The sequence below is a fragment of the Vibrio sp. 1CM2L genome (assembly GCF_023161695.1).
In the GTDB taxonomy this organism is placed as follows: domain Bacteria; phylum Pseudomonadota; class Gammaproteobacteria; order Enterobacterales; family Vibrionaceae; genus Vibrio; species Vibrio coralliirubri.
In genome coordinates this window covers 75583-86952 of record NZ_JALNTT010000009.1, presented here as the reverse complement: position 1 = coordinate 86952, position 11370 = coordinate 75583, and the positions used below count along the sequence as shown (strand labels likewise).

9 protein-coding genes are annotated in these 11370 nt (G+C 44.1%); 5 read left to right on the top strand and 4 right to left on the bottom strand.

The genetic code is table 11. The features are described from left to right. Positions 1 to 252: 252 nt before the first annotated feature. Both hipB and MSG34_RS21850 read left to right on the top strand, forming a co-directional pair. Positions 253 to 501 (top strand): type II toxin-antitoxin system antitoxin HipB, encoded by a 249-nt coding sequence (hipB, locus tag MSG34_RS21855; RefSeq protein ID WP_017110259.1) that lies wholly within the window; start codon positions 253 to 255, stop codon positions 499 to 501. Then, positions 501 to 1817: a type II toxin-antitoxin system HipA family toxin gene (locus MSG34_RS21850; protein WP_248339386.1), complete on the top strand. Its 1317-nt coding sequence runs from the start codon at positions 501 to 503 to the stop codon at positions 1815 to 1817. The genes hipB and MSG34_RS21850 overlap by 1 nt, the downstream gene beginning before the upstream one ends. Positions 1818 to 1947: 130 nt before the next feature. Here MSG34_RS21850 and MSG34_RS21845 read toward each other — a convergent pair whose 3' ends face one another. From MSG34_RS21845 to MSG34_RS21830, 4 genes are all read right to left on the bottom strand, one after another. Then, positions 1948 to 3828 (bottom strand): RimK/LysX family protein, encoded by a 1881-nt coding sequence (locus MSG34_RS21845; protein WP_050651470.1) that lies wholly within the window; start codon positions 3826 to 3828, stop codon positions 1948 to 1950. 305 nt (positions 3829 to 4133) lie between these two features. After that, positions 4134 to 4943, bottom strand: coding sequence for a M15 family metallopeptidase (locus MSG34_RS21840; RefSeq protein ID WP_248339385.1), 810 nt, complete (start codon positions 4941 to 4943; stop codon positions 4134 to 4136). 98 nt (positions 4944 to 5041) lie between these two features. Then, on the bottom strand, positions 5042 to 5770 hold the full coding sequence (locus tag MSG34_RS21835) for a DUF429 domain-containing protein (RefSeq protein WP_248339382.1): 729 nt from the start codon (positions 5768 to 5770) through the stop codon (positions 5042 to 5044). Positions 5771 to 5828: 58 nt separating this feature from the next. Further along, a complete protein-coding gene (locus tag MSG34_RS21830) occupies positions 5829 to 7541 on the bottom strand; it encodes a class I SAM-dependent methyltransferase (RefSeq protein WP_248339379.1) in 1713 nt (570 codons plus the stop codon). Between the two features lie 270 nt (positions 7542 to 7811). On the opposite strand from MSG34_RS21830, the gene MSG34_RS21825 reads away from it, so the two are divergent. The 3 genes from MSG34_RS21825 to MSG34_RS21815 all read left to right on the top strand — a co-directional run bounded on the left by MSG34_RS21825 (position 7812) and on the right by MSG34_RS21815 (position 11218). Then, positions 7812 to 8750 carry a hypothetical protein gene (locus tag MSG34_RS21825; protein ID WP_248339376.1) on the top strand — a complete coding sequence of 313 codons (939 nt, stop codon included), beginning with the start codon at positions 7812 to 7814 and terminating at the stop codon, positions 8748 to 8750. Between the two features lie 197 nt (positions 8751 to 8947). Next, entirely contained in the window at positions 8948 to 9715 is a 768-nt protein-coding gene (locus MSG34_RS21820; RefSeq protein WP_248339374.1) for a 1-acylglycerol-3-phosphate O-acyltransferase, read from the top strand. Positions 9716 to 9862: 147 nt separating this feature from the next. Further along, a complete protein-coding gene (locus MSG34_RS21815; protein ID WP_248339372.1) occupies positions 9863 to 11218 on the top strand; it encodes an MBL fold metallo-hydrolase in 1356 nt (451 codons plus the stop codon). The last annotated feature ends 152 nt before the right edge of the window (positions 11219 to 11370 follow it).

The window sequence follows — 11370 nt, the reverse complement described above, 5'->3', positions numbered from 1 at the left end:
ATCTCACCTTACCCGCACGGATAATCGCTAGTCGACAGAAGAGCTTAGCGACAAGTCTAACAAAGGCTGGTATCCACCTTCTTGCAATACCTCTTTAAGCTAAAGGCTTTAATAATCCTACTTTATCCTCTACAAGGTATATAGCTTGCAATATCCCCTATAAGGTATAAAGTTACATATATCCCTTTGTTGGGATAGCATGACCAATATCCTCTCATGGGGATGAAACCTCATAGTAAGGAGTGATAACTTGTGATTTATAGCCCACAACAATTAGCTAATACTTTACTGCTAATACGCCAAAAGAATAGGTGGACTCAGTCTGAGCTGGCAAAAAAAGTAGGGATAAAACAAGCAACCATTTCGAACTTTGAAAATAGACCAGAAAAGGCCACTATTTCAACAATGTTCAAGCTCATCCAAGCATTAGATCTCACCCTTAAAATCGAACCCAAAGATGCAAAAAATAGTCAAAGCACTGTTGATGAGGAAGATTGGTAATGCAACGACTTAATGCCTATATGAATGGTGAGTTGGTCGGTACTCTAACAAAGCAAAACAATGGCTCTCATGAATTTAAATATAATGAGTCTTGGCTAAGTAGCGACAAATCTCGTCCATTATCTTTATCCCTTAAACTACAAATACCTACGATAGCTTCTGATGCCGTTATCAACTACTTTGACAACCTGTTACCAGACAATATTGCTATACGTAATAGGATTGTTGCACGCTATCAAACGGCTTCAAATCAACCTTTTGATCTTCTGAAAGAAATTGGCAAAGACAGCGTTGGTGCCATTGCTCTGCTCCCTCCAAGTCAACCCTATATCGAGAACAAACTGTCATACGAACTTCTTGATGAATCTCGGCTTGAAAAAATCTTAGCTGCCCATCATTCCGATATTCCATTAGGTATGATTAAGGAAGAAGATGATTTCCGAATATCGGTTGCTGGCGCTCAAGAAAAAACAGCATTGCTAAGGTTGAATGGAGATTGGTGTTTGCCTAAAGGGAATACACCTACAAGCCATATCATTAAGCTACCTATTGGTGAGATTAAGCAGCCCACCTCTATTCTAGATCTGACTGAAAGTGTCGAGAATGAGTTCATCTGTATTGAGTTAGCTAGAGAGTTGGGGTTTGATGTTCCGACCGTCGAGATCATCACAACCCATAATTATAAAGCCATTGCTGTTGAGCGTTTTGATAGACGTTGGATTAAGGATCGTACACACCTACTGCGCCTTCCTCAGGAAGATATCTGTCAAGCCAAAGGAATCCCTTCATCGATAAAATACGAAAGTGATGGAGGCCCCGGAATCGCCGATATTATGAAGCTACTTGAAGGCTCATCAAATGCACTGGAAGACAGATATAACTTCATGAAGTTTCAAGTTTTCCAATGGGCTATAGGCGCTATTGATGGGCATGCAAAAAACTATTCAATATTTATTGAAAAGCAAGGTAGTTATCGCTTAACACCATTTTATGACATTTTGTCTGCTTACCCTATCACGGGGAAAAAAGGACTAAACATCAGAAAATTAAAGTTAGCAATGGGATTAAAAGCTAGTCGTGGTAAGAAATACCAGATAAGCAAGATCTACTCTCGCCACTTTCTTGATACCGCCAATTCAGTTGGCTTTAATTCTGATAGCATGCAAAGCATATTGGATGACATGCAAACTGAATTACCCAAAGCAATTGAGCGCCTCGCCGCACGCTTGCCTGAAGATTTCCCAAAACACATAACCGAAGCTATCTTTGATAACTCTATTGCCATGCTTAACAAATTGAATTTGAGCAAGAACTAGATCATTTCCCTCTAGAGAAGATAGAGCTTGATGTGCTTTATAGAGCACTCAACAAAAAGCCACACATCCCAATACTGAAATGTGTGGCTGTTTAGAACTATTCTGATACGAACTTAGATAAGTTTAGGGATTACTCCATATCACCCAGCAAGTAATCTTCATCGCTGCTGACTACTGCGCCGTGTTTCAGGAAGTTCTTACCTAGGATCATGCTGTATTCGAAGCGAGAGCGATCTTGAAGGTTTACCCTCACCTCTTTCTCTAGGTCTCCGAGCTTAACCTTCATTTCAACGACAGGGCGAATGTTCACCTTCTCGCCTTTCTTGGCTTTAATACGCATTACATCAATCACGGGCTTGGTAAAGTCTTGCTTATCGCCTTGGTTGTTTTGATAGGTAAAGCTCACCATGTCTTGACCATCTTTCTTAAATCGTTTGATGTTGACTGCGTTCATTGAGCTTACATCCGCACCAGTGTCGAGCTTGGCCGGGAACTTCATGCCGTTCACTTCAACGACTTCAATGTGCCCTACTTTAAACAGTGGCTCAGCTTTCAGAAGGTAATCAGAACGCGTATTAACGTAAACGCCTTCTTTGGCCATCTTCTTGCCTAAAATAAAGTACGCTTCTTTCTCATTCGTATTGAGCACATCGATGGCAAACTCTTGCGTACGCACTTTTCCAGACACCGCAAACTCACCACTTACAACCGGACGAGTATCATCCCCGACTTTAAGCTTCTTAATAATTGGCTTGGTCACCTTCTGCTTCTCACCATTTACATCGGTAAGATAAAATTCAACGGAAGCATCTTTGCCTTTACCTGTCATTTCAAAACTGTCGACCTTCAGCAAAGGCGTATTGACAGTGAAAGAAGCCACAGCCTTAAGCGGGAAGTCATCTAGGGTGATATCCTCTTCCGGCGAGATAATCATAGGCTCACCAGACTCAGCCACATCACTAAAGTTCTCTGAACCTTCTGATAAAATATTCTCAGCACTGGTGTCAATCATGAAGAGTTCGCTGGCGGTGTTGGTTCCAAATCTCAACTGCGACTCACTACTTGAGCGCTCACGTAGGTATACTAGAACGTCTTTAGTTGTGTTTTCATCGAGTTGAACAGGCACATACACCAAAGGTCTCTTCTTACCGCTCACGCTTAACATACGAACCAACGGCAATGTCATCTCTTTTTGCTTGCCGTCGTTGTCGAACATATCAAACGTCACTTCTTTGTTCTTTTTGTCTATGTCGATGTCTTTTGCATGCAAAATGCTGTAGCGATTCTTTAAAGAGAAGGTCGCATTCATCGCCATTCCAGAGATAGAAACCACTTCTTTACGGCCAACCACCGTTGCGTTCTCTTGCTCTTGCAAGTAGTCATAGCCCGCAAACACCAGTGCGTTATCTGCAAGGAAGGTTTTGCCAATCAATACTGGTGCAGAGAAGTGACTTCTGTCAGTCAGGTTAACGTCTGTTTTTAGCTCTTGGTCTGCAATGGTAAGCGACATTTTTACGGTAGGACGAAGTAAAGGCGTGCTGCTGGTGCGGCTGCGTATCATACTGACACGCTCTAAAGGCGCTTCGATTAATACCATATCTCCTGTACGTGGATTTTGAACCTTAAAAGACACCACAGCTTCATATTTCGCAAAGGTACTGCCATCCCAATCATCGTAATCAACATCGGAATTGTTCAACAGGTCTTCGGTTAACGCCGCCATCAACTCTTTGTCTTTGAGGTTTTGGTAGTCGGGATTAGAGCTCTTCACATGAATGTCTTCAGCATGCATAGAGGTGGTTTCCGCACCGGTATCAATTTTACCAATGAAAGGAACGTCTTTTAGCCCTTTAACGCTTGATAGGTACACGTTCTCAGTGCGACCTAGTACCGACTTACCATCGAGTTCGTAAGTGGGATTTTGAGTGGTAGGTGAAGTGTCAGTAGCCAAAGTGTATTGTGAAAAAAGTAGAGTGCTTAAAAGAGTTAGAGCCAAAGGTATCTTTTTCATTAGTTGGTCCGTTGTGATCAGTTCACTAATAATACTGGCGTTTCAGCGAAGAGTTCCCCCACCAGCAATGGTTCTCACATAACGTTAACGCTATGAGTTTTTAAATGACAAACCGATGACTTTGCGCTGCATTCGCTTATCGATTATTGACTAATGGATACCCAATAACCTTTTCAATGCTCGGTGTTCTATTGAAGAGATGAATACAAAAAAGGCCAACGACGAGCGCTGACCTTAGCGATTCAAAACACACCTGAAGCGAGTTTAACTTGCTAAAACACAAACGGTTCTAGATAAACATAGCACTAAAAAGTCCCGACTGTTTTCTTTGCACAGATAGCTCGAGCTTTTTCTGCGTCCTCACCTTTATTTTTGAGATAGCACTGTCGATAAGATTCGACGTAGCGCTCAAATAACACCTTGGCTTCAGGTTGTGGTTTAGAGAGCAGTTGGTTAACAAACTTTCTTGAGCCGACCTCAAAATGCTGAGTATCAATTGGGGAGTTCCAGTCCCCTCCCCAAATCATAAATCCGTGATGGGCAAACAGCTCCACCACATCTTCTGCCATGCCGCGGCGTTCTATTTCATCACGCGCACGAAAGCGAGTACGGTTCACATAACTTGTCGCAGATTGTGAAGGTTTTACCGTGATTTTTCCGTTGCTATCGAACTCTAAGAAAGGGTTTTGAACTGGGTTGATGTCTATCGCCACACCATAGGCATGCTTCGACCAACCTCCTCCGCCTGTAATAGGCCGAGCATTAAACGCACTGCTGTTGTTCGCGTCCATTGAGGCGTTATCGTCACCTCTGAATTCACGCATTAGGCGAGCAGAATGAAGAGGGAAATTGCGCTGTTTGAGTTCTGAAAAGATTTGTTCAACAGCAGGTGCAACCACATCAAGCACGATCATATTGCCCTGTTGCGTTTCCCCTTTGAAATTAATGAAGTCGAAATCCACTTTGGATAGTCGCTCACAACCAACAGGCGCACCACTACTCAAAACATTGTTCTTTTTCATCATGTCGCATTGCCATTGAGATATAGGGGCAACTTGGGCATAACTCGCAGCACTAAGCACAGTGGCCAGCAAGCCGACAATAAAACGTTTCATATCAAAGACTCAAAAATAGTAAGAGTGAAAAGTAGCAGAGTTGGAAAATAACATAAGTTAGACAGTAACATATCAAGCCAAGTTGAGCGCACGCTTTGTTAGCGCGTTTTGTCCCAATAAACAATCTCTCGAACTCGTCCGTTGTGGTCGACATCCGCTTCTCCACCAACAACAAAAGGCTCTGGTAAGGTCGATAATTGCGGAGCGTAATAGGCAACCAACATAAGTACGAACGCATCATAGATATCGTCTATTGCGACGTCTTTACGCTTGGTTTTTGAAATGGCCAACGACAAGCCGTCACACCATTGATGAGCAAGTTGCTGAATAATAGAAAGCCGTTCCTCTTTGCCTTCTTGTGTTCGTTTGGAAAACGTCAGCGGTTCGCCTTTCAATGCTGCAAACACCACCTCAGGATGTGATTCTCTTATCGAAAGGCTTGGGTAAGATTCAATGAGCTCATCAAGCTCGCGGATCTTGGGCACAATTCCCCAAGTCTGTTTAGAAAACTTCTTATCAAGCAGCTCCACATTGGCACTGCACGCTGCAACGTAATCGGTTTGGTAAACCGCCTCTCGGCACGGCACTGGAAACACGGAGGAACCACGCTTGCTGGTTAGAAAACGTCTTGCTGCTTTATCGCATAATCTATCCGGAGTAAGCGAATCGCTAAAGCCAATCGGCATGTCGATTAACGTTGTTGATCCCGTAAGATCACCAACCAACTCATCGAGCGTATTTACCACCTTAAACGTAGGTATCTCATTGCCAGAGACAATCCAAGCGATCCAACCCGCCTTGCAGCCATCAATTCCGATGTATTTCATTATGTTCTCGATGATTAGTTTGTTGAGGGTTATTTGGGATAACTAGCCCACTTAATGATCAGTGCCACTCACTAATCAGCAGTCTGCTTTTTACACCACGTACCTGCAAGCCCATTGCATCGAACACCTCTTCAAAGTCTCGACACTGCGCAGGGATGTTAGGTAACGAAAGCGCGGCTTCTGAAAAGAATTGTTGTTCAAAATGAGCCGAATCGTTCCAAGCGAGTTGCCACCACTCTAAAATCCGTGACTTAGACGAGCGCAGCTTTTCAGCCGTAGGAACTTTGTCACTTTTACTTAAGTTCTCTTTGCTTGTAGTTGGAAAAAGATTCCACTTATCGTTGTTTGGCCAGTAAGCAAAAGGCAAACAGTGATCAACGTGATACTCATTTTTTAATGATTTTCCACTCCATACGCTGACAATGTCGGCATGATCAGATCTAAGTTTCTCGACACGTTTACGCACATCACGAGTATCGTGGTTTTGATCGATCCATACCAAGCAGTCGTGATAAGTCTGTAGTGAGATACTTCGCTGTCGGTTCAACTCGAAACGCTGCATCTCCATGACCCATTGATTCACCACCAACGGTTCAATCCAAGAGTGGTAGATTCTAAAGCACTCCCACAGGCTTTCATCGAGAGTGAAATAGCCAAAGCTTTCTAAGAACTCACTATCAATGACCAGCGATTCTCGGCTCTTCCGTCGTTTGTGAGGTGGGTATATATCGAATAGTCGGTTGTCTTTCGAGCCTTGATAAATAAAAGTCACAGGTCCTGATTTAATGGTACTAATCGTTTGTGAAAATAGCTTTTGTAGAGCCTTGGCTTCATCGCCGAGAAACATAGCGCCTATCGCTAGGTCATCAGCACTTAGGTGTTTGAGTTTATTCCACCCATCCTCTTTTACAAACCCAAGTCCCTTCGTTGTGTTGCTATTTTGCTGAATCCCAGCGCCTTGTATATCGATATCAATCAGTCGCTTAAACTGCCTAACCCAATACAGAGCAACCAAGCCCACTGGTAGAGAAATTTTCCCATCAGTTCGATCAATCACAGCGCCTGAATGCGCATCCGCAATTCTCAGTAGAGTTCTCAACAAAGCCAACTTGTATGTGGCCGACTTATTGTCATTCACAATAATGTGGCGCACCTTGTTCAAATCACCGGAGCCATCGTCTGGCAATGTCATCACCACGGTTTGCCACCACACTTCACTGCGGTTCAATGTATCTTGGCTATCATCAACATGACGAACCAACAAGGCGCTGTTTTTTGATAAACGCTCGAGCTCTTCAACCGAGACTTCATAGCCTTGTCGACTGTCTATAAATTCCCCATGACGCAGAGTGATCACCAGCTTGCCATTTGGAGCTAGCAAGTTAGACAACTTTCTAAATGCTCGTTCTCGATGAGACGGGGCTAAGTGCATCCAAACCGCACTGACCAATATCAGGTCAAAACGCATTCCGAGGTTTTCAGTGCGGCTAAGCGAAGGCAGTGAATCATCAATCCAGGTAACACTTGGGCCTGTATATTTCGAGCCTTGTTCGCGTAATGAAGCACTTGGTTCTATCGCAATAACATCAGCTCCGGCTTTGTGCATCCATAGAGCATCACGACCGCATCCAGCACCAACATCTAGTACTTTATCGCCCACTAAAGGCCAATAAGCTTGCCAGCTTTTATGCACCGTCTCGAATGTCACTGAGTTGTACTGCTGGCAAAGTATGTGAGCATTTTTATCGTAAAAAGGAATCGATGAGGACATATGCGTTATTAGGGTAAGGAGCCTATCTCAATAGTAATGGGGAGCTTAGGCGATTGCTAGCAGCTCATGCAAGTTCAGCCACACCGAGCAGTATTTATCGTTAGTGACTGTTTTATATCAATATCCACCTAATGAGTTCATCAGGCGAGTCACATCACGAATCAGTTTCGTCAGCAAAATAAAAACAAACAAGGTGCAAGCTGAGGTGCGAACAGAGATAATTGTTTGAAGATGATTAACTCGCCTCAAGCACCTAGCTGATAAAGACTAATGAACACATACTCACACATAGATACCCCATTCAACCTGCGCCATACCTGTTGGTTTTGTGGTGAACCTTCCAGTAACCTTGTTGAATTTCCTAAGACAGCGCAGGTTGTTGCCAAGATTGGCCACTCACCGATAGCACTGCCGGCTTGTAATGAGTGTGCGAGAATTAACTATTCAAAGAATCTGACCTCAATTTGGTCTGTGCGCGATCAGATAAAACACACGCTCATAGACAAGTACGCTAAGCACCTTGGCATCGGTGAGAACTGGACGGAGCAAGAGCTTATTGATTCTGATTTCTCGGGCTCGACACTTGGTGGGTTTGGACGCAGCGCTTGGAAGATGTATCAAATCGCCAAGCAACGCGTCGATTATAAAGGCTGGCCTTTGTCGGTTGATGACATCCCACTTGAGGTATACGACGAAACCAGTGGCTTTGAGTTTGACGGTACTCGTTATGCCTCAATCAATTCATGTATCGACTATTTCACCAAGGCAGCAGGCGTAGACAAAGAGCTGTTGTCGCAGCTTGTCGACATTGTTTCATCAGAAAGGTTTAGCTACGCACTGCGAATCGCCAAGCTGAACAAAAATGTCTCTAATACCAAGCGCTCGGAGATCGTCGAAGAGGTGCTGCAACAGGAGTCTGAACAAGAAGAGATATTGCTTGAGCAAGCTAATTCAATGTTTAACCCAAACGTCGAAGAGGTGAATATTTCAGGCTCAATAGCGCCTGTATTTGCAATTCAGTGGGCGCTGGCTAACAAGGTTAAAGATTTAGCCCACCTTTGTGCTCTCGAAGATGAGTATTTTGACTATTTCGAGCACCTCGGCGGACCTGCAGCTTTCATGTCTTATAACGGCCTACAACTCTACTTAGAATCTCGTCAAGATCCTGAATGGGTAGAAAAATCGGATCCAAATAAACAGTATTGGTGAACATACCTACCTACTGGTGAACACGTGTAAGCTCGATGATCGTGTCAAACACCCATTGTTAGTCATTGTTTTATATAAAGATCTAAAAACAGCCCCCTATAACAGTTAATTGTTGCAATTCGGTTAAATAGAGTGAAAACTTCAAGCATCTAAAACTATTTAATCACTGCAATCTTGCGGTGAGTAAGGAGTGAATTGTGCTTGCTGTTCTTCGTATAATTTTGGCTACGGTGTTTATTATTTTCACCACTCTATGTGCTTTTGTTTACTGCTTGTTTAGCCCCAAGAACCCTAAGCATGTGTATGTTTTCTGCCGTTGGTTCAATCAACTCCAAAAGATCGTCGGTGTAAAACTGGTGCAGCGCGGCCTAGGCAATGCCCCGACACCAGAAAACAGCGTCTACATCTCTAACCACCAAAGCATATTAGACTTTGTAACCGACCCAGGAATGCTAAGACCACGCACTGTTTCATTGGGCAAGCGCGATTTGTTGTATGTGCCTTTCTTTGGTCTGCTGTATTGGATCACCGGTAACATCATGATTAACCGCGAAGACAAATCCAAAGCACGCGATACCATCAAGCAAGTGGCGGAAGCGATTCATCAGAGAAACCTGTCTGTTTGGGTTTACCCGGAAGGAACCCGTAGTAAAGGGCGTGGATTGCTGCCATTCAAAACGGGCGCTTTCCGAATGGCGATTGAAGCTGGAGTTCCTATCACCCCGATGTGTACCAGCACCACTCACAATAAGATCGACTTTAATCGTGCCAATAATGGCATTGTGATCACCGAGATGCTGGAACCTATCGATGTATCCGGCTACAAGCTCAGTGATGCAAGGGAGCTGGCCAATCGCTGTCACGCACTCATGGCAGAGAAAATTGCAGAGCTTGATGCCGAAGTGGCTCGTTTAGAGGCACAGCAAAAACCAGAGCTGGATTCAGACCGTTCTTCTACGAACTAACTCGCAACGAAACCACTGAGTCATCGCTCAGTTACTTAAAAAGACACTCAACGATCGCAACTCTCATTGTTCTTGTTTTACTTGCTGGCGCTTATCCGCAAAATAAAAACAGGCGTTATCGGCTTTATAGAGCAATGGGAGTAAACGATGGAAGTGATTCACCATGGTGGCAAACATACTGTCACAGGATCTTGTCACGAGCTAAGAGATTCAGGCCAAGCGGTGCTCATCGATTGTGGCCTTTTTCAAGGTAAAGAGTCCCAAGGAGAAGATGCACGCCCTCTTGATATTGAATTTGAAACCTCCCACCTTAATGCTCTGCTGCTGACCCATACTCACATTGATCATATTGGCCGATTACCTTGGTTACTCGCCAGTGGGTTTAACCAACCTATTTATTGCACGCAAGCCACCGCTGAACTTGCCCCTTTAATGATTGAAGATGGCTTAAAACTGCAAGGACTCAGCAATAAACAGTCGAAGCTGATACTCAAAAAGATTCATTCGTTAATTGCTCCCAAGCCTTACGGGGAATGGTTTCCAATCACGTCTAAACAGCAAAACAACGGAATGGATCATCATAGGCCAAATACTCTGCATGCTCGCTTTCAACCTGCTGGGCACATCTTAGGTTCCGCCTATATCGAGATTAAGTTACCCAACCAAGAAGTAGTTGTGTTTTCTGGAGACTTAGGCCCGAGTAACACACCACTGCTGCCGGATCCCAAGTCACCACAGCAAGCCGATTATCTGTTTATCGAATCCACTTATGGCACCTGTACACATGATGATATTGCTACGCGATCTGAGCGTCTCAAGGCCATTATTGATCGTTCACTGCTCGATGGTGGCGTTATTCTAATCCCGGCTTTTAGTATCGGTAGAACTCAGGAATTGCTGTTTGATATCGAACACCTGATCTTTGAGCATCAACTAAGTAGAGATATTCCTATTATTCTCGATTCTCCGATGGCTCAAAAAGTGACGCGTTCATACCGACGTTTTAAAGAGTTGTGGGGACAAGAAGCAAAGCTGCGTCTTGAACTGAAACGTCACCCACTCGCTTTTGAGCAGTGCATTACCGTTGATGGACATAGAATGCACAAGAAAATCGTGAATCGCCTCAAGTCGACAGGTGAACCCGCGATTGTGGTCGCAGCTTCTGGAATGTGTCAGGGTGGCAGGATAATGAACTACTTATCTGCCTTGCTTCCCGATAAACGAACCGATGTAATTTTAGCGGGCTATCAAGCGCACGGGACGCTCGGGCGAGAACTGCAACAAGGCGAAATGCAGGTTTCTATTGATAACAAAGACGTTGAGGTTAATGCTCAAATTCATGGCATGTCTGGCTATTCTGCCCATGCTGATAAAGAAGACCTCTACCGATTTATAGAGGGCATCGCGACTCCACCGAAAGAGGTGCATTTGATTCACGGCGAGCCAAATACTCAGTCTGAGTTCGCTAAAGAATTACAGGCACGAGGGTTCGTGGTTGTTTGAAACAGGCATAAAATTAGCCACTTTCACTAGGTAGATATTAAAGCCTCAATTATCAAACCTTCAAAAACCATAGTCTCTTAGACCTGCTAGCTCACCCGATGCAGGTGATATATTCCAACCTACTTATCCCACCATCCATATGTCAGCCGTTT

Excerpts from the sequence above, each read along its gene's own strand:
- MSG34_RS21850 (WP_248339386.1), top strand. The coding sequence starts at position 501 with ATGCAACGACTTAATGCCTATATGAATGGTGAGTTGGTCGGTACTCTA.
- MSG34_RS21825 (WP_248339376.1), top strand. The coding sequence starts at position 7,812 with ATGAACACATACTCACACATAGATACCCCATTCAACCTGCGCCATACC.
- MSG34_RS21840 (WP_248339385.1), bottom strand. The coding sequence starts at position 4,943 with ATGAAACGTTTTATTGTCGGCTTGCTGGCCACTGTGCTTAGTGCTGCG.
- MSG34_RS21830 (WP_248339379.1), bottom strand. The coding sequence starts at position 7,541 with ATGTCCTCATCGATTCCTTTTTACGATAAAAATGCTCACATACTTTGC.
- MSG34_RS21845 (WP_050651470.1), bottom strand. The coding sequence starts at position 3,828 with ATGAAAAAGATACCTTTGGCTCTAACTCTTTTAAGCACTCTACTTTTT.
- MSG34_RS21815 (WP_248339372.1), top strand. The coding sequence starts at position 9,863 with ATGGAAGTGATTCACCATGGTGGCAAACATACTGTCACAGGATCTTGT.
- MSG34_RS21835 (WP_248339382.1), bottom strand. The coding sequence starts at position 5,770 with ATGAAATACATCGGAATTGATGGCTGCAAGGCGGGTTGGATCGCTTGG.